We start from the raw sequence: 19,312 nt of genomic DNA, 5'->3' as shown, positions 1-19,312 counted from the left end.
AAATAAACTTAGGGAGTGAACATAATTCATCAAAATGTTTTAATAGTTTTTGTATAATTGGAATCTCTGATGTCTCTTGGATAGACACCCAGACCTTTATCTTTATCCATATCTATACCAGCCTTTAGCTTAAAAGCTGACCATAATAGTTTTGAACAGTTTTTATCACCATAATGACTCGATTTTCTATTTGTTGCAAAATTATATGAATAACCATCCTTCCCAACCCTGCTGTAACCCCAATTTACTGAATTATTTTTTTTAGAACTAGAAACTTTCACATTTTGAATTACAGCATTTTTTTCGACCTTACGTTTCGAGGAAGCTATTGCACGAACACCTTTTTTAGGGACCGATTCGACAATTTGATTTCCCTTATAGTACATACCGACATGTCCATGCGGAAGCCCAAAAGTAGATGCAGGTGTATAGTAAACATTACCTTTAGAGCTTGATCCTATAATTTTTGGCCCGCTATTCTTGCCCATTGTGCTCATTCTATTACTTTTACCTTCTTCTTTATCTAGCTTTTCTTGCTTCTTTAATTCAGTTTTAATTTCCTCTAAGATCTCATTAGATGTTTTATTATCTTGTTTAACTAGATCATTAACAGATTCAATTAATTCTTTTTTCGACAGATTCGGATTCATTTTCAATATGTAGTTTACTGTTTCTGAATTATACGAGTCTACAGCCTTAACACTCGTAAAACCTCCAAATACTAAGGGAGTAATGATGCATAATGTTGCAAAAAATTTTCGCGTTTTCATACTTATTACCTCCAACTATTTATTTAATCTCCTATATTTTAATTTATTATACAATTATTGTAATCCCGACTTACGTACTGTATTTTTTCTGTGGTTAATTATTTGTTTTGTCTCTAAAGCTTTGACTTGAAGTACAGGAAAACGGATGAAGTTACGGAGAAGAAAGAAACATAAAAGATTAATAGCCGCCCAACATATCTTTTACATTCATTCTTTAGTATGGAAGACAGTTATTGATAAGACGGAGAAATCATGAGAAAAAAAAGAATACTGTCCTTGGTTGCCTGTCGTTAGGCTTTCTCATTCATCGTCACGTCTGTATCGAACCCATGTTTTTTTGCCCGATAAAAAAACCTTGCGGGAACTTACCGCAAGGTTTTTATCAATCACTATTCTTTTCCGGCAGCGGCTTCCGCCTGTCCGCCTTTTAATTGATCATTGATTGCTTTGGCGTCTTTCAAATACTCAGTCTTGAAGCCGCTCTTCAGCGCCCACGCATAGAAGGCAAGGGCAACGATTGCGATCAGCCCCATATCCCACCCGTACGGAATGATGTTCAGACCGCCGAATTTTTCACTTCCGAGCCATGAAATGACCATCATGCTGAGCAGATAGAAAACCATCCAGACGCCGCCTTTAAAGTTTCTGCGGAATCCTTTCCACTTCGCTTTCGCTTGGTAGTAGAAATAAATCGGAAGGCCGATCAAAATGATAAACAGCACCTGCCCTGTTAACGGCCAGCGCGCCCAATACAGCACGAGAGACGCGAACACGAAGCCGAGCGGTGCAACCACGCTGAGGCCTTTCAGACGGAGAGGCCGGTATAAATCCCCCGCCGTCCGCCGCAGCGTCATCACCGTCACGGGACCCGTGATATAAGAAATCAGCGTCGCAACGGAAATGATTTCAGCAAGCACGCCCCATCCTCTGAATAAAAACAGAAAGATAAACGATACGATCAGATTGAAAATCATCGCTTGGCGCGGCACGCCGTACAGCGGATGAAGCTTTCCGAAAATGCTCGGCATATATTTATTTTTTTCCATGCCGTAAATCATGCGTGACGTCGTAGCGGTATATGTGATACCCGTTCCTGACGGAGATACGAACGCATCCGCATAAAGAATAATGACAAGCCAGTTGATATTCAATGCGATCGCCAAATCGGCAAATGGAGAGTTGAAGTTCAGGTGACTCCAGCCGTGAACGATCATGGAAGGTTCAACCGCACCGATAAATGCGATTTGCAATAGGACGTAAATGACGGTTGCGACCAGCAGCGAACCGACAACCGCAATCGGAATCGATTTGCCGGGATTTTTCGCTTCTCCGGCCATGTTAATCGGGCTTTGAAACCCGTTAAACGCAAATACGATACCTGATGTGGCCACCGCCGTCAGCACGCTCGCCCAGCCGTTCGGCGCAATGCTTGAACCGGATGTGAAGTTTCCGCCGTGAAAGCCGGTAAACAGCAGCGCTCCGATTGTCAGCCCCGGAATAATAATTTTAAAGATGGTAATCAATGAATTCGCTTTTGAAAACAAGTTAACTGTCCAATAATTCAGTAAAAAGTAAATAATCAGTAATACGGATGCGAAGCCGAGCCCCTCTCCCGTAAGAGTGCCGTTGTGAACGAGATTGCTTGTCCATTTTGCCCATTCCCACGGCCATGAGCTCATATATTGAACAGACGCAACCGCTTCCACCGGAATAACGGAAACAATCGCGATCCAGTTTGCCCATCCTGCGATAAATCCAATAAATGATCCATGAGAATATTGAGTATATTTTACCATTCCCCCGGCTTCCGGGAACATTGAACCCAATTCACTGTAAGAAAGTGCGATAAATAAAATAACGATCATACCGATAATCCAGGAAATAATTGCGGCAGGTCCCGCAATCTGAGCCGCCCGCCACGCTCCGAATAACCAGCCGGAGCCAATCATCGACCCAAGTCCGACCATCATGAGTGCAAACGTTCCCATTCTGCGATGTAATTGATTCATAAAGTTAACACCTTTCAATTAAAATATGACTCCAGCGCTATCATATATTTATAATATTATTCTGAAAATAGTTTTGTCAATCTTTATCGCATTAAAGCAGAAAGCCAAAATTACCCTTCAGATGTTTAAACAGCCGTTAAGCGGGAATAACTACTGCAAGCCAGAAATAGAAAGGAGTTTTTATCGTGAAACAAAAACTGCTCATTTCAGGACTTGCCGTGTCGACTGTCGGAGTGACTTCCTACCTGCTCAAAGATAAATCAAACCGCCAAAAGGTGATGAACTTTATCCGCAATATGAAAACATCGCTCTCCGGGAAGCAGGATATTGAATCATTCCCCGTCAACAAAGCAGGCAACCCGCACCCCGAAGATATTGAAGATAACAAAATGGTATCCGAAGGCTCCATGTACCCGGTTCAATATTATGATGACAAGAAGAAATAATCTGTTCCCGGGCTGCCCGGCCGTATCAAACGGCGGCAGCTTTTTTATGCAGACGGCGTTTGATAGAACCGCCAATATTGGCGCGAGCCTTTATCCCGAACGGTAATGCCCAGCTTGGTTATTTCCGCTTTCAGCTCTTTCGCGTCAGCCTTTTCTTCCTCTTTCAGCGCCTTTTCTCTCGCTTTTAAAAGAGCATTAGCCCCCGGCTCCAAATCCGGCGTGTCCGGCACCCACCGTTTATATTCTTCTTTAAAAGGATCTTCCGTCCCCAGCCAGACATACCCATGCGCGCGAAACGCATCAGCCGCTTTTTCAACCGCCGGCTCAAGCTTCTCCCGAAAAAGCTCCTGCCCTTCAGTCCCCAATAAGACAAGATGCTTTTCATCCGTAAACACACCGGAAATGCTGTCTTTCGAGTACACGCTTTCTTCATTATATATGGTTAAGGACACCTCGCTGTCCGTCACGACCGCCGTAAGACATTCTTTAAAAACAGTCCGCGTCAGCCACAATCCCCCGATTAAGCCGATAACGGCGATGACAGCCGCAGCCTTCCATCCGTGAAAAGAAGCGATCATTTCCAGCGGCCCGATAACAGGCAGCCAATCCAATGTTACGGCCCATTTCGCAATGACCGGCAGAAACCATCCGATGATCAGCCCCAATAATGGCGGCACCAGAAAAACTAAAGCTTTTTCAACCGATGATAACTCAAGAACCGTCTGTTTTTTTATTTCGTTCATGTTTCTCCTCCGTCTGTTTTTTTCACAACTATCCATTATACAAAGGTTTGGATGATTATGTAAACTGTTTCCGAAACAATAAAAAGCCTCCCGGCCGCCGGGAGGCTTTTTAAAACAGGAGCTCATATACTTCATTCAATTCCATCGTGCGCTTCTCATCCTGCTCGTTCTCAGCATATTTGATTTCCTTTTCAAGCACCTGATTCAGCACATCCATTTCCAAATCATTTAGATCTTTCACAAACTCGCCCTCATTTGCATAATGCTTCACCTGAAGCTTTTTATAAATCCCTCGGCACACGTCATGCTCCAAGTGGTTCGAAAGCGACTCGCGCAAATATCCGAGTGTCCTGTCCATCATGTAAGCCCTCCCTTTTCTATAGGAATAGCTTCCCGGAAAGAGAGAAAAACTATACATGAAAGCACCGGGCGACTGTTTTAACTCTGTACCTGAATGGAGAAAAACCCGCTGCTTAACGGCGTGTACGGCCCGTTCAGCCCCGTTGCGGAGAAAGAGAACGTTCCTGAACTGACATAAGAAAGAGGAACACTGTAATATTTAATATAGCCTGTAACGATATTGCCGTTTTTCGTATATTCATCTTCCAGCGCTTTTGACGTAAGACTTGTAATATTCGTTCCGTTGTTAAACGCCTGGATCGTGTTATTGTTCGGATACCCTTGGAAATATACGGCTAAATAACCCGTTGTACCCTTCATCGGTTTTGATGCGCTGATTTGGTTCGGCCCGATATTTTCCCATTGGTAACTCTGACCGTCAGACGTCACACCGATAATACGGATTTGTGTTAAAGCAGGAGCCGGCGCCGCAGACGCTGATGGAGCCCACAACCCGCTCACAAGCAACAAAACAGCAACGGCCGCCGCGAATAGCGTAACGAGTCTCTTTTTCATGTTTCTTCCCCCTCTTATTCTTTTCGTAGAATCCTATACTATTTTACACGATTTACAAGGAAAAAGATTACATTTTATAAAAGAGTCCGGAACACTTTGTGAACTAGATATGAAACGCTCTTGAAACGCCGTTGATCATGAGAAAGATGCCGCAGATTCTTAACACGACTCTCGAACTTCTGTCATCTTTACCGAAAAAGGTTTTTCCGAGCCTCCCGATCCATACGTTCATTGCGGCTCCCGCGAGCAATTCTATGATTCCGATCATTTCTGCCATATACAAAGCAGCCACCCTTCTAACCGTTTTTTTTCATATGACGGCTTATCATATAAAGTGATAAGACCAATGACGCTGCACCGGCAGCAAGAAACAGGCTCAGCGGCACTATCTGCATGCTGCCTCCGCCATTGTTTTGAAATGCGCCGATCGCCCATTTTTCAGGGGTAAACAACGACAGCATCCGCATGTACTCCGGAGCCGTGTCTAATGTGAAGAAAGCCCCTCCCAATAAACCCGTGACAGCTATAAAAACGGAAGCAAGCGACGTGAATTGCTTTTGGCTCTTCATGAACGGTATCACAGCCATCGTTACAGCAGTCAGCGCAAACGAGCAGGCCGCAAGCACCGCTCCCGCAGCAAAAACATGATCAGCAAAACGGATATGCAGCATGAATGTTCCGGCAGCGAGGATCACGATAATATGGAGAAGTCCGAAAAGATACGCCGCCGCAAACTTAGAGATTGCATATGCCGTATAGGAAACGGGCGTGCTCAGCAATCTGTCATATGTATGATTTTCTTGTTCATTTATAAATGATCGCAGGCTTTGGACTGCAACGAACCAGATAAACATCACTAAAAATCCGATAAGTCTGTCGGCTGCCTGTCCGCCTTCATAAACGTGATGGCGGTCAACATTGACGGCGGAATGCCCCTGAATATCCTTCAAGAGATCAGCTGCGGCCTGCTTTCCGTCGGTGTGCAGCGTGCGAGATATCACTTTTGCATCGCGGACTATTTTTTTCAGCGCGCCCGCCTGCTGCGCAATCAGCTGCTCTGTCAAAACAGCATCACCCTTTTCTTCATTCTGAATAAATGAAACGTTCAATTCATCTCCGGAAAATAATGTCTCTTCAAAATAAGAGCCGATCAGCAATCCAAAGGATATATCCTGATGATTAACCTTTGTTTTTAATACGTCCTCCGTGACCTTCGTGACTTTTATATGGCCGGCTGTCTGAATCATTTTCATAAATTGCGCTGAATAGGCGCTCTGATCCTCATCAGCTACATATACTTCCTTCTGCTGACTGCCATCCGCAGAAAAGGAAAAGAAATATGTGAGAAGGAGCGGGGCGGAAATCGTCGCAAAGATGGCAGCCCTATTTTGCAGCATCAGTTTCAGCTGATGTCTGATCATGAATAACAGCTGCGTCATGAAACAGCCTCCTTCCGTTTAAACACCCAGATGGTCAAACATAAAAACACGGCGCCGATGGCGGCAAGCTCTGCCAAATCCGCCGCAATACCGCTCAGATCGGCATGCTGCGTGACACTGACATAGCTGTTGATCGCTTTGCCGTTCGGTATCAGCTCCTGCACGATTTTCAAACTGTCAGGCAAGCCGTCTTTTGCGATAAAGCTTCCGCCTAAAAAACTGAAGCCATACAGAATAGGAGCCGCCATGCTTGAGACGGTCTCGTGGTTTTTTGCAGTAAACCCCCAAAGAAGCACGATACTGCCGATCGCAAATGAATAAACAATCGTAACCAGCAATATTTCAAACAAATTGCCCCATTTTACCTGATACAAGATGCTGCTTGCGATGATGACGGCAGCCATTTGCATAAGGATGGCAAGCATGATTCCCAAAAGCTTACCCGCCACATACTGGATACGTAAAACAGACATTGATTTGATTCTGAATAACGTGTGCTGCTGTCTCTCTTCCACTATCCCGTGAATGAGCGCAAACGCGGTCATAATGGAAAACATGACGACCATTGCGATTGAATAATACTGCATCGCATCAATCGGAGCCGCGTGATTGCCGGCTGACTGTTTCGGAATGGTGACAGCCTGTTCACGTTCACCCGAAAGGCCGCTGATGATTTTGCTGACATCTCCCTTTGACAGATGTCCCGACTTCTTCAGCACCGCTTTTTCTTCACTGATCTCCGCTTTTACTCTGGTGACAAACGAATCGGCCATCATTTCCACAATGTCTCCGTTTACAGAGCCCTGTTGGTCCGAGATGACTTTGATACTTGTTTTTTCATTGTGTTCTGCCGCTTTTGCAAAGCCTTTCGGTACGTATACAAAAACGGAGACTTTGCCGCTTTCGACAAGCTGTTTCCCTTCTTGGTAACTGCCTATGTCTTTTACACGGATGAGATCAGTTTGTTTCAGCACGTCATTCTTTAATACGTCGCCCAAAGAACTCTCCGCGTGATCCGCATTATAAAACGCGGTCTGAAATGGCTTCACTTTCGAATCGCCGTGAAAAACCGTTCCTAAAATAAAAATCATCAGTGCCGGAAACAGAATCAGTTTTATATAGAAAGACTTTGCTCCGGCCAATAACCGAAAATCTAATAAGATCAGCCTGAATAATATTTTCATGACGCCCCCCTATGAATCCCGCAGCGTTTTGCCGGTGAGCCGGAGGAAAATGCTTTCCAGATTGGCTTCCTCGAAATGAATGCCCTTAATGGTGATACCGGTTTTCCTGATATCATCCGCAATATCAAGGATATTGCGATCTGCCGCAGAGACGAGCATCGTAATGGTCTGCTGGCTGACAGCAGCCTCGGCAACACCGGGAATGCGGCGGATTTTTTTAACGGCATCATCATTCAGCCCCTCTGCATTCACGATCAGGGTATCAGAAGCTTTGGCTGACTGCTTCAATTCGTCTTTCGTCCCGCAGGCAATGATTGAGCCGTGATCCATGATCGCCGCTTTTTCACAGAGGTATTCGACCTCTTCCATGTAATGACTCGTGTAAATGACGGTCATCCCTTTTTCTTGATTTAACGTCTTCACGGTTTCAAGAATGTGGTGTCTGGATTGCGGATCAATTCCGACGGTCGGTTCATCTAAAATGAATAGTTTCGGTTCATTCATTAGCGCGGCCCCGATATTCACCCGTCTTTTCATGCCGCCTGAAAATTCAGATACCCTTTGGTTTCGCTGTTCCTTTAATTGGATGATATCCAGCACTTCATCAACCCGTTTACAAAGTTCCTTACCGGACAGTCCGTACAGACTCCCGAAAAAAGCCAGATTATCCTTTGCGCTTAACGCTTGATATAAAGCGATTTCCTGCGGGACGACTCCCATCACTTTTTTTATGGCCGCAGGCTGCTCCTGTAATGAGGTTCCGTCAATGCAGATTGTTCCGCCCGTCGGTGAGAGCACGGTGCTGATCATCGACACCGTTGTTGATTTACCGGCGCCGTTTGGTCCCAGCAGACCGAATATCTCTCCTTTTTCGACGCGCAGTGATATATGATTGACAGCGGTAAAATCGCCGTACTTCTTTGTCAAATCCGTTAATTCGAGCATTCGTGCAGCACTCCTTGTGTCATGTCTGCACTTATTCTACTCTCGGCAATCCTTGTTTTCTATTCACTTTCGTACTCGATATGGGTATTACTTTCGTCATGTGTTTAGTGATAAAAAGGGAGAGAGGAGGGTGAAGCGGGGTTATAGCAATTTTTGCAAATATAAGGTAAGCTCGGTTCTGTTTGACACTTCAAGTTTATCGAGGATTCTGGATACATAGTTTTTCACAGTGCCTTCAGTCAGAAATAAGTCTGCGGCAATGCGTTTATTGCTTTTGCCTTCCATAATGTGTTTCGCCACATCAAGCTCTCTCGGCGTGAGAATCTCCTTCAGCTTTGACCGCGGCTCTTTCTGCACCGCAGGGATCTCCATGTTGTTCAGCGCTTTTACGACGGAAACCGTGATTTTGGGATTCAGCATCATCTGCCCTTCATAAACGGCTTGAAGAGAGGCGGTAATTTCATCTGAATCAGCATCCTTCAAGAGATAGCCGTCGGCTCCGCTTTTCAGCCCGGCAAAAATATAGTGATCATCTTCAAACGTTGTCAGAATGATGACTTTTACGGAAGGATATCGCGCTTTTACCGCTTTTGTCGTTTCGATTCCGTCCATACCGGGCATTCTGATATCCATCAAAATCACATCGGTTTCGGTTTGAGAAAGCAGCCGGAGAACCTCTTCGCCGCAAGAAGCCTCTCCCGATATTTGTATTCCTTCGTGAAGACTCAGAATCATTTTCAGCCCCTCTCTCACAATGGACTGGTCGTCTGCAATCATGACATTCACTTGATTATTCCTCCTTGCATGGAATCCTTATTTTCACGTCAAAACCCGTTTCCTTCCCGGAAGAGAAAACAGCCTCTCCGCCAAGTGCGGCCGCTCTTTTCTCAATTCCTTTCAGACCATTTGATTTTATGATCGTTCCGCAGGCTGAGCCGTTATTATGAATATGCGCCAATATCATGTTTCGGTTTTTTTGAATCCGGACAGAAACATATGAAGCATGTCCATGCTTTATCGCATTCGTAATCGTTTCCTGAACGGATTGATAAAGACAATGCTTCACATCCGGCTGTTCCGCTTCTATCGCCGCGTCCGTCTCCAGCTCGAAGCGTATGCCTCCCGCCTCTTGAAAATGACTGAAAATGTCACGGAGCTCTTGCTCAAACGCCCGCCCGGACAACGAGCCCTGCAGCAGCGTAACCGCCTGGCGAAGCTTTAAAATGGATTCTTTCGTAAGATCATGCGCTTTATGAATGATCTGCTTCACTTTGTCCGGCTGATGCCCGGCTGTCTTCCCGGCAAACTCTAAATTCATTTTCAGAGCAGCCAGATAATGACCGAGCGAATCATGCAGCTCCTGCGCAATTCTTGTTCTTTCTTTCGTAACGGCCAGTTCCTCAATCCGGTCTGAATATTCCTTCAGTGTGTCATTAGCGGTTTTCAGCTCTCGGTTCAGCAATTCTACCTTCGACTTCTCCTGCAGGTTTTTCCGATATAAATAAATCACCGCAAACATGATGAAGTATGGAGGCACGATATCACTGACACCCGCTCCTCCGGCGTATAAAGCTGCGGCAAATGCGGCGGCATTCACCGTTAACAAAACAGCCGAAATCTGCTGATCAGTAATAAGCACCTCCGCCAATAAAAGCACCATTACGGCCTGTGTCCCCACACTATAGACATTGTACAAAAGAACTCCCGCGATAACGTTGCTCAGGAGAAAAGAGCCTTGATATACAGCAGGCCTTCTCTTCATATATAGCGGCCGCAGGCAGTCATTAGCCGTCAGCATCATCACGAGCACAGACAAAAAAACCTTCAGCTCCCCCCGGCCGGGAGGAAGCTGAAGAATCGCATGAAAGATTGATAGTAATGCAAAACCCCTGATCAGTAACTTCGTATGTGCAATCTTCATCGTATTCTCCTTACAGATGAGCGGCGGCTTTTCGCTCCACGTTCAGCACATCATACAGCTCATCAAGCGAATGAATTTCATACGTCGGGATGATCCCGGACTCATTTGCTTTCTTTCCGGGATTAAACCAGCACGTATCCATTCCCGCCATCTGACCGCCTTTTATGTCCGCGCTCAATGAATCGCCGATAATAAGCCCGTGCCCGGCAGAAAAACCGGGAATTCTCGCAAACACGTAATCAAAGTATTCCTTCATCGGCTTTTGAAAACCCGTGTCCTCAGATACAAACACATCTTTAAAAAACGGATACAGACCGGAGTCGCCCAGCCGCTTATATTGTGATCTTGAGACGCCGTTCGTCACGATGTATAAATCAAATAAAGGACTCAGCCGTTCAATCAGCTCATAAGCTCCGTCTATCATCTGGTGCCCTTCTTCTAAGTATTGGCGGTACGCCTGATTCATCAGCACGCCGTCGGCTTCGAGGCCGTATTCTTTAAATAAAAGGGCAAACCGTGTATTCACCACTTCATCGCGGGTCATTTCCCCCTCTTCAAACGCCTGCCACAGCCCTTGATTTAACGCTTTATAACGGGCTTCCACCTCTGCCGTCAGCTCCAGCTTTGAACCTTGAAACAATTTTTGAAGAGCATCGGTTTCTGAAGCGGTAAAATCCAGCAGCGTATTGTCTATATCAAATAATAACGTACGGTAATGACTCATCGATGTTTCCCCCGGTTCTGCTTTTTTTAACCAGTATACCACTCGCGGACAAGCCGAAAAAGACACCCCTGTAAGAGAGGTGTCTTTTTGAATTATACAGCGTCTTCTATTTTCGATTTTTCACCAGGCATGCGCTTGCCGATACCGAACGCATAATAGCTGACCGTCACAATCGCCAGGAAAATCACCCCGACAACCAAAGAAATCCGCGTATCTTTGTTAAACCACATGCCGATCAATACCATGAGTAAGAAAGCGATCGTCAAATAGTTTGTAAACGGCGCAAAAGGCATCTTAAACGGATGCTTATCAAGCTCAGCGCCCTTCGCTCTTCTGAAACCGAGATGGCTGATTAAAATGACGAACCACGGAATCATTCCCGGCAGCACACTCGCGCTGTACACATAAACAAAAATTTTCGGAGGCGCGATGTAGTTCAGCACGACACCGATCACAAGTCCGATTAATACCGCAAGCGTACCGAATATCGGCACACCGCTCGAAGAAACTTTCTTAAAGAATTTCGGCGCCTGTCCGTTCACGCCTAACGTATAAAGCATACGTCCCGCACTGAATATCCCGCTGTTGCATCCGGACATCGCAGCGGTAATCACAACAAAGTTAATCAAACCGGCCGCCGCCGTAATCCCGACTTTCGCAAATGTCGAAACAAACGGACTGCCGAGTGAGTGAAGCTCATTCCACGGATATACGGTAACGATTACGAAAATCGCACCGATGTAGAAAATTAAAATCCGCCAGATAATGCTCTGAATCGCGCTTCTCAGCGTTTTTTGCGGGTCCTTCGCTTCCCCTGCCGTAATTCCGATCAGCTCGACCCCTTGATAGGCCGCAACAACCAAAGACAAAGCAAAGAAAAATCCTGAAAAACCATTTGTAAAGAAACCGCCGTGCGACCATAAATTAGATAATCCGATCGCATGCCCTCCGTTACCGAAACCGAAGAAAATAATCCCGATTCCGGCCACAATCATCAGAATAATGGTGACGATTTTGATCATGGCAAACCAAAATTCAAACTCACCGAAAGATTTTACTGAAATTAAATTCGCCGCACCGAGAATGGCCATGGCGATAATGCCGGGAATCCATGCCGGCAGATCAGGAAACCAATATTTCATATACGAACCGACGGCGATAATTTCAGACATCCCGACGATCACCCATTGAAACCAGTTGCTCCACGCCGTCATATAGCCGGCTAACGGATGTATATACTTATGGCCGAATGTCGCAAACGACCCTGTACTCGGCTCTACATAGAGCATTTCGCCCATCGCACGCATGATAAAAAAGATAAAGATACCCGAGATCGCATAAGCCAGCAGGACAGACGGCCCTGTCCATCCGATCGTGCTGGATGACCCCATGAATAAACCGACACCGATCGTGCCGCCCAGCGCAATCATCTGTATATGACGCGCGCCTAAGCCTCTCTTTAATTCTTTGTTTGCCACTTCGCTTCCTCCTCTTAACAGCTCTGATATATGTGAAATAATGAAGCAGAAGGTGCACCTGTTGAACCTAACTCAATCTTCATTTCCCGCAATATTAGAAATATTCTATCTTCCTATCGTTATATAATCTCCAATTTCCTTATTCCATCATAATAAATTTTCGTGGAAAATACAATTGTTTTTTTCAGGCAAACACCTTACACTCTGAACCAATGGAGTAAAAATAAAGCGCTTTCATTTTTATTGAATTATGAATATTGAGATAATAAATGCCGCAGCCTCCGAGAAACATTATTTCCCAGGAGAAACGTTTTCCGCCCCCTATTCAATATTATTTTTGCTAAGCAGAATGGCGTAAAGCCTTACTCTCTTCCATTCTCCCTTGTATACGCCATAATCCTGCTTAACCCGGCAAAAATCATGCATTAATCGATAAATGCCTCATTCAGCCGCAGCAAAAGCCGGCCGAACATTTCTTTTTCATCGCCGGACCAATCGTCAAGCATACGATGATACCGCTCAAGACGCATCTTTTTATCAGCTTTTAACCTCTGTTTGCCAAGCTTCGTAATCGCAAACAGACTGACCCGCCCGTCAGAAGGATCGGAAAAACGCTGGATCAGCTCTTTCGACTCCAAGGCCGCTGCCTGGCGTGACAATGTGGAAATATCCAGCTTAAATGATTCGGCCAATTCCTTCACACGCGCAGGCCCGAATTCATCCAGCTGCCGTAATAACAAATACGCAGCCCTTTCCAGATGTCCGATTTTACGGTCGGAGTTATCAAGATAAACAGCTCTCCTGATAAAAGTGGTGAGCTCATATTCAATTAATTCAATCGGATCTTGTTTTGACAAACGCCTCACTCCTTACATTGACAACAGCAACATTAGTTGTATAATACAAACATATGCACATTTACTCAGAAAACATATAGAAATATTTTGCATACATATATTTGTATAGTACAAATATATGTGCCAAAAGTAAAGAAACTTATAGAAACATCAAGAAAGGGGGAAGCTGCTCTTCTCCAAAGAACAGCATTGTCGTGAAAGTCATACGCATCATCTTGCAAATCATTATTTTATTCGCATTTTCCTTTATCGGGGGAGCCGTTCAGCAGTTCTTTCACCTGCCCATTCCCGGAAGCATCATCGGTTTGATCCTGCTGATCATATGTTTATCGGTTAAGATCATTCCCGTCAAAATGATTGAAGACGGAGCCGGATTTTTGCTGTCTTTTCTTCCGCTCTTATTCATTCCGGCCATGACGGGCGTCATCAATTACCCGTCACTGTTTTCCGCCAGCGGGGCTGCTCTGTTTCTGATCATCGTGCTGAGCACCATCGTCACAATGATCGCCGCAGGGTACGCCAGCCAGCTGTTAGAGCACAAAGCCAATCAGAGAAAGGAGAAAAAGAAGTGCAGCAAGCATGTATCGCAATCGTTATAATTTTGTTCACGGCCGCCGCCTATCTGGCTATGGTGAGATTATATGTGCGCTTTCCATATCCCTTTCTCATACCAGTTTTGACGACTACGATTTTCATTATCGCCGTGCTGCTTGTTTTTCATATTTCGTATAAAGACTATATGATCGGCGGACAATGGATCAATTCACTGCTCGGACCCGCCGTGGTGGCTTTGGCATACCCGCTTTATAAGCAGCGCCGGGTGTTAATCAAGTATATGTTTCCGATCATCGGCGGCGTGTTGGCCGGTTTATTCTCCGGAATGGTCAGCGGCCTGCTATTTGCAGAGCTGTTCGGCATCAGCCGGAGTTTGATTTTGTCAATTATCCCAAAATCAATTACGACGCCTGTCGCCATACAGATTGCGTCCGGTATCGGCGGTGTCCCTTCCATGACAGTCGTGTTCGTCATGATCGCAGGGTTTTCCGGCGTTATCTTAGGACCGCTGCTTCTCAAGTGGATCCGCATCCGCAGCTCACTCGGGAAAGGAATTGCATTCGGAAGCGCTTCCCATGCGCTCGGCACCTCAAAAGCAATGGAGTACGGAGAATTAACGGTCTCCATGAGTTCTGTTTCCATGACGCTCTGCGCCGTGTTAGGGTCGGTCTTCGGCCCCGTCGTAGCATGGATGTTTCAAATTTAAAGCTGACGGTTCTCCGTCAGCTTTTTCATGTGCGGATCATCTCATTTCCTTCCATTATTACGTTTCATTTGTAAGAATAATGGTAAAGTAGAAAACAAGGAGGGATTTAATGATGACTGGAGCAATTCCGCAAAAGAAACTGCTGGATGGGACAAGCATTCCCGCGATCGGCTTCGGTACATACGCTCTTAATGGAAACAACGGCGTTCATGCCATTACCAGCGCCATTGATATCGGCTACCGTCTGATTGACACCGCTTATAACTATGAAAATGAAGGATCGGTCGGAGAAGCCATCCGCAGAAGCTCTGTTCCGAGAGAACAGCTATACGTGACGTCCAAGCTGCCCGGGCGCTACCATGACTATGACAAAGCTGTACAAACCATCCAAGAATCTTTATACCGCGCCGGTCTGGACTACTATGACCTGTATCTCGTCCATTGGCCGAACCCGAAACAAGACCGCTACACGGAAGCATGGCAGGCACTGATTGATGCGAAAAAATGGGGTCTGATCCGATCCATCGGCGTCTGCAATTTCCTGCCTGAGCATATCGAACGGCTCGAACGTGAAACCGGCGTAAAGCCAGGCATCAACCAAATTGAACTGCATCCCGCTTTTAATCAGCAGCAGCAGCGCCAATGGCACGAAGAACAGGGCATCGTGACAGAATCATGGAGTCCGTTATCCCGCGCCGGCGAAGTATTGAACGATCAAAAACTCGGACGGATTGCGGACAAATACGGCAAAACCATTTCTCAAGTCATTTTACGCTGGCATATCCAGCTGGGCGCCATCCCGATTCCAAAATCAGCATCGCCCGAGCGCCAGCTTGAAAACATCTCTGTTTTTGATTTCTCCCTTGATGAAAACGATATGAAACTTATCGATTCGCTTACCCGCCCCGACGGACGCATAAACGGCCAAGACCCAGCGGAGTATGAAGAGTTTTAAGAAAACACATAAAGAAAAGCTGACGTCATCATTTGTCAGCTTTTTTCTCATTTTATATACGCACACCCAGCTCCCGTTTCCATTCAGAAAGCCAATCTGTATCCCCAGATCCGTATTGCCTGCTTTGACCGACATCACGCAGAGATCCGTTTTTATACTCAATGGACAGCACCAAATCAGGAATGGCATCATAACCGTTCTCGCAGCTTCGTGAGCCCCTGTCCGTAATGGGCGGCCGCTTCTGCCGCCGTATGTTTCAGTAAAGGATCGTGCTGCAGCGCTTCCTTATAGACGTCTAACTAAATAACCAGCCGCCGGTCATATCACCGACAGCTGACTTCGAAAAGTGTTCTGATCCCTGTTCCAAAAACATCAATAAATTTATTTAAATTGTTATATCATCTTTCAATGTTTTTTCACGCCTTTGCATTTTTGATTTTTTAAAATTAAATATTTCATATACGCATGGTATCACTATTAAGGTAAGCATGGTTGCTACTGCCAAACCTCCAATCACAACAACTGCTAAGCTTTGTGAAACAAGATTGACCGACTCTGATTTCTTCACTAATATACGAAGATAACTGACTACTCCCCAGGCTATTATAATAATGGATGTTAACGTAATAGCAGCTTTATTAGCAAAGGACCATTTAGTTAACCATGACATATGAAATCTCCTCTCTCTTTATAAATTTACTGGACAATCCTTCTCATTTTTTTACTGCTCTTCATATACCAATTTGGTATAGTTTTTACAGAGTCCTATATAAAAAGCAACCATTATAAGAACAAATAATCCGATGCCGCATAGAATTGGAATGGTGAATTTTACATTCATAATCTGTTCCAGCATATTCATTGCTACAATGCTATGAAGGGCCCCCACAATCACAGGCAGTAAAAATGCAATTCCAACTTGCAGATAGACAGACCTCTGCACTTCCTTTTTACTCATACCAATTTTTTTCAACATTGAATATTGTTCCCTATCAGTGAATGCATCACTTAAAATTTTAAAGTAAATTGTACTAAAGGTCGCTAGTATGAATACTAGGGACATAATCAGGCCTAAAAAGAAAAATTGACCTAAAGCATAATACTCCCATGTAAAGCTTTGATTCTTTCCATTTACATTCAAATCTCCACCTGGTACAACTTCCTTGATTCTATTAACCACTTCCCTACTTTCTTTTTCATCTGTAATTCGCACACCATTTAATACAATCTCTTGGTTTTTCTTTCTTAATTCTTTATAATCATTGTCATTTAAAACATAAATGTTTTTGTCACCATATTTTTTAATTTTCCCTGTAAAAGGGAGCTGTGTATGTTTAGAAACTAGGAAATTATTATTATTAATGCTCACTTTATTACCATCAACATAAATAGGTGAAGCTATCGAATCAGCATTTAGAATAAAAGAAATTTCATGAATTTCTGGTTTAATTTGATTCAAAATACTTGCTTTATTACTATAATCCAAAAATATTAATGTTTTCTTTATTTGTGAGTAACTAGTGATAATAGCTTTGTTATTCGGATCAATATTTTGCTTATTATCGTCGTATTGGACATTACCAATAAAAAAGTGAATCTTATTGATTCCGATTAAGTCATGCTTTGACTCTCGAATCACTCCTTTGACTTTATCTTTGACATCTTCAGAATTGCTTTCAAAACTTAAACTGTATGGGGAGGCTGTGATGTCATAATTTGCTTCAAACTGTTTGAACGAAATGCTTACATTGAATGCAGTTACGGTAGCTGCTGTTAAAATAGCCGTCATCGCTAAACTTCTATAATTAACTTTTTGTCTAAAGAAAGTATTACTTATACTGACTAACCTTACATCTTTATAAATAATTTTTTTTGAATTTGTTAACTTCCCTAAAATTATAGTCAGAGAACTTCCAAAAAACAGATAAGTCCCCGTGCTGACCAAGACCAAGATTCCCATCGCAGAAAGCAATAAATCCAAATCCCATTGCTTAAAGTTTAGTGCAACTATATAGCCTGCAGCAATTAATACTAAACCTGTAAAACCCTTTGTATAATTATATTTTGGAGGTGAGGGCTTTGCTTTCGAAGCATTCAACATATTAATTAGTTGTGTTTTTTTCACAACTCTATAGTTTTTCATTCCCAGCATTACAAAGATGGTCCCGAACACAATAATAAGCTGAATGATGGCTTGTGCAGATATACTAAAAGGAATTTCACCACCCAGTGTCATGGACTTACTTAATAACATTAAGAACAATTTCGAGAATAATATCCCGATCAATAAACCCATTAATAGAGACAAACTGCCTATTAGAATACTTTCAATTGCGAATACTCTTCCAATTTTAGAAGTACTTATTCCCATTAGCATGTATAACCCGGTTTCTTTTTGACGTTGTTTTAAAAAGAATCCATTGGCATGCCACATAAAAAAGACCACTGTGCAAATTAGAACAAAGCCAGATGTTGCACTTGCCACTACAGCTGATTGAAACCTTTCAGTTAATTGGACAAACACTTCATTGTACTGTATAGCAGTAAAATTGTAGTAAGTTGCCACAGTTACAACTAAAACCACAAAATATAATCCATATATTTTTAAATTATTCTTCAAAAGCTTAAAGGCAATTTTAAAGGAGTTCATTTTCCGATCCTCCCATTACGGCAAGCATGTTTAACACTTTCTTAAATAATTCCTTTTTATCTCCGCTGCTGTCTAGTCTTCCGTGTAATTTACCGTCCTTTAAGAACATAACCCTATTACAATAACTTGCTGCGTTTGCATCATGGGTTACCATGATGATGGTTGTTCCTATGGTTTTGTTAATATTTTTAAAACATTCTAGAACCTCTGAGGATGACTTAGAGTCAAGAGCCCCTGTTGGTTCGTCTGCAAAAATAACCTTTGGAGAGGTAATTAACGCACGACAAATAGCTACTCTTTGCTTTTGACCGCCTGACAATTCATATGGATACTTATCTAACTGATTTGAAATTCCTAAGAGCTCAGTTAGTTCATCAATTTTTTTTAGAATGATTTTGTGTTTTACATTGTTTAGTGCAAGAGGCAGAGCAATGTTATCTCTAATTGTCATATTGTCTAATAAATTAAAAGCTTGGAAGACAAATCCGATTGTGTCTCTCCTGAATTTTGCAAGGTCCTCATCCTTGTAATAATCTATTCTTTTACCATCGATTAAAACTTCTCCTAAAGTAGCTTTGTCAATAGTAGACATAATATTTAACAATGTGGTCTTACCTGAGCCTGAAGGACCCATTATACCAACAAATTCTCCTTTGTTGATATTTAAGCTTACCTCCTTAAGCGCTCGAAAGGTACTGCCAATTTCACCATACTCCTTTATTACGTTTGATACCTCTACGATCTTATTCATCTATAAACCCCCATAAAATCTGATTATGCGTAGGACATTGATTCTTATAGTTGTATTATAATTTAGAGCACAAAACGCTACTATCGATTAAGGTTACATTTCTAAAAGTGAATGTGACATTCATGTTAGGTTTGGTGATGGGTTAGAGGACTTTTGTACAAAACCATGGATAATCAGTATGTGAGGTTTTTAAGCAGATATAGGGAGCGGCACCGCTCCCTATTACTTTTCTCCAAAAAGATAATTCTTCAAAATCAACAGTCT

General features: G+C 43.5%; 21 protein-coding genes and 1 pseudogene. 4 read left to right on the top strand and 18 right to left on the bottom strand.

Annotation, left to right across the window (positions count from 1 at the left end):
- Positions 1-29: 29 nt before the first annotated feature.
- Positions 30-770 carry a hypothetical protein gene (locus G4O42_RS01280; protein WP_032872676.1) on the bottom strand — a complete coding sequence of 247 codons (741 nt, stop codon included), beginning with the start codon at positions 768-770 and terminating at the stop codon, positions 30-32.
- Between the two features lie 389 nt (positions 771-1,159).
- Positions 1,160-2,779: a glutamate/serine transporter AimA gene (locus G4O42_RS01275; RefSeq protein WP_007609126.1), complete on the bottom strand. Its 1,620-nt coding sequence runs from the start codon at positions 2,777-2,779 to the stop codon at positions 1,160-1,162.
- 185 nt (positions 2,780-2,964) lie between these two features.
- Between G4O42_RS01275 and G4O42_RS01270 the strand changes: the two genes are divergently transcribed.
- Positions 2,965-3,225, top strand: coding sequence for a hypothetical protein (locus tag G4O42_RS01270; protein WP_003156732.1), 261 nt, complete (start codon positions 2,965-2,967; stop codon positions 3,223-3,225).
- Between the two features lie 44 nt (positions 3,226-3,269).
- Here the strand turns inward: G4O42_RS01270 and G4O42_RS01265 are convergent, their stop codons facing one another.
- The 12 genes from G4O42_RS01265 to G4O42_RS01210 all read right to left on the bottom strand — a co-directional run bounded on the left by G4O42_RS01265 (position 3,270) and on the right by G4O42_RS01210 (position 13,431).
- On the bottom strand, positions 3,270-3,968 hold the full coding sequence (locus tag G4O42_RS01265; RefSeq protein ID WP_032872674.1) for a YqeB family protein: 699 nt from the start codon (positions 3,966-3,968) through the stop codon (positions 3,270-3,272).
- Positions 3,969-4,077: 109 nt separating this feature from the next.
- Positions 4,078-4,326, bottom strand: a complete 249-nt coding sequence (locus G4O42_RS01260) for a sigma-G-dependent sporulation-specific acid-soluble spore protein CsgA (RefSeq protein ID WP_032872819.1) — start codon at positions 4,324-4,326, stop codon at positions 4,078-4,080.
- A gap of 80 nt (positions 4,327-4,406) precedes the next feature.
- A complete protein-coding gene (locus G4O42_RS01255; RefSeq protein ID WP_032872671.1) occupies positions 4,407-4,883 on the bottom strand; it encodes a DUF4879 domain-containing protein in 477 nt (158 codons plus the stop codon).
- Positions 4,884-4,986: 103 nt separating this feature from the next.
- The gene (locus G4O42_RS01250; protein WP_011996242.1) at positions 4,987-5,166 is read right to left on the bottom strand and encodes a hypothetical protein; all 180 of its coding nucleotides are present in this window, start codon (positions 5,164-5,166) and stop codon (positions 4,987-4,989) included.
- Between the two features lie 13 nt (positions 5,167-5,179).
- Positions 5,180-6,322, bottom strand: coding sequence for an ABC transporter permease (locus G4O42_RS01245; protein WP_032872669.1), 1,143 nt, complete (start codon positions 6,320-6,322; stop codon positions 5,180-5,182).
- Positions 6,319-7,506, bottom strand: a complete 1,188-nt coding sequence (locus G4O42_RS01240) for an ABC transporter permease (protein WP_032872667.1) — start codon at positions 7,504-7,506, stop codon at positions 6,319-6,321. The genes G4O42_RS01245 and G4O42_RS01240 overlap by 4 nt, the downstream gene beginning before the upstream one ends.
- 9 nt (positions 7,507-7,515) lie before the next feature.
- On the bottom strand, positions 7,516-8,451 hold the full coding sequence (locus tag G4O42_RS01235; RefSeq protein ID WP_032872665.1) for an ABC transporter ATP-binding protein: 936 nt from the start codon (positions 8,449-8,451) through the stop codon (positions 7,516-7,518).
- 141 nt (positions 8,452-8,592) lie between these two features.
- Entirely contained in the window at positions 8,593-9,237 is a 645-nt protein-coding gene (locus G4O42_RS01230; RefSeq protein WP_032872664.1) for a response regulator, read from the bottom strand.
- A 4-nt stretch (positions 9,238-9,241) separates the two neighbouring features.
- Positions 9,242-10,372, bottom strand: a complete 1,131-nt coding sequence (locus G4O42_RS01225) for a sensor histidine kinase (RefSeq protein WP_032872662.1) — start codon at positions 10,370-10,372, stop codon at positions 9,242-9,244.
- A gap of 10 nt (positions 10,373-10,382) precedes the next feature.
- A complete protein-coding gene (locus tag G4O42_RS01220) occupies positions 10,383-11,096 on the bottom strand; it encodes a YjjG family noncanonical pyrimidine nucleotidase (RefSeq protein ID WP_032872660.1) in 714 nt (237 codons plus the stop codon).
- A 92-nt stretch (positions 11,097-11,188) separates the two neighbouring features.
- Entirely contained in the window at positions 11,189-12,574 is a 1,386-nt protein-coding gene (locus G4O42_RS01215; protein ID WP_003156747.1) for an amino acid permease, read from the bottom strand.
- Positions 12,575-12,999: 425 nt separating this feature from the next.
- Positions 13,000-13,431: a MarR family winged helix-turn-helix transcriptional regulator gene (locus tag G4O42_RS01210; RefSeq protein WP_003156749.1), complete on the bottom strand. Its 432-nt coding sequence runs from the start codon at positions 13,429-13,431 to the stop codon at positions 13,000-13,002.
- A 194-nt stretch (positions 13,432-13,625) separates the two neighbouring features.
- Between G4O42_RS01210 and G4O42_RS01205 the strand changes: the two genes are divergently transcribed.
- The 3 genes from G4O42_RS01205 (at position 13,626) to G4O42_RS01195 (ending at position 15,647) form a co-directional block, all read left to right on the top strand.
- Complete coding sequence (locus G4O42_RS01205; protein WP_003156751.1) at positions 13,626-14,030, top strand: CidA/LrgA family holin-like protein; 405 nt, start codon at positions 13,626-13,628, stop codon at positions 14,028-14,030.
- Entirely contained in the window at positions 14,000-14,692 is a 693-nt protein-coding gene (locus G4O42_RS01200; RefSeq protein WP_032872658.1) for an LrgB family protein, read from the top strand. Before G4O42_RS01205 ends, G4O42_RS01200 begins: the two co-directional genes overlap by 31 nt.
- Positions 14,693-14,801: 109 nt before the next feature.
- Entirely contained in the window at positions 14,802-15,647 is an 846-nt protein-coding gene (locus tag G4O42_RS01195; protein WP_007609098.1) for an aldo/keto reductase, read from the top strand.
- A gap of 52 nt (positions 15,648-15,699) precedes the next feature.
- On the opposite strand, the pseudogene G4O42_RS01190 reads toward G4O42_RS01195, so the two are convergent.
- From G4O42_RS01190 to G4O42_RS01175, 4 genes and pseudogenes are all read right to left on the bottom strand, one after another.
- Positions 15,700-15,946 (bottom strand): annotated as a pseudogene (locus tag G4O42_RS01190) (DUF4885 family protein); the annotation flags it as partial.
- Between the two features lie 86 nt (positions 15,947-16,032).
- Complete coding sequence (locus G4O42_RS01185; RefSeq protein WP_032872656.1) at positions 16,033-16,317, bottom strand: hypothetical protein; 285 nt, start codon at positions 16,315-16,317, stop codon at positions 16,033-16,035.
- Between the two features lie 51 nt (positions 16,318-16,368).
- Complete coding sequence (locus tag G4O42_RS01180) at positions 16,369-18,297, bottom strand: FtsX-like permease family protein (protein ID WP_032872654.1); 1,929 nt, start codon at positions 18,295-18,297, stop codon at positions 16,369-16,371.
- A complete protein-coding gene (locus tag G4O42_RS01175) occupies positions 18,284-19,048 on the bottom strand; it encodes an ABC transporter ATP-binding protein (RefSeq protein ID WP_007408973.1) in 765 nt (254 codons plus the stop codon). Before G4O42_RS01175 ends, G4O42_RS01180 begins: the two co-directional genes overlap by 14 nt.
- Positions 19,049-19,312 lie beyond the last annotated feature (264 nt).

It is taken from the genome of Bacillus sp. LUNF1, assembly GCF_011008975.1.
GTDB classification, from domain to species: Bacteria; Bacillota; Bacilli; order Bacillales; family Bacillaceae; genus Bacillus; species Bacillus velezensis.
Note: the sequence above shows the minus strand (reverse complement) of the source record. Positions and strands in the feature narration are given on the sequence as shown.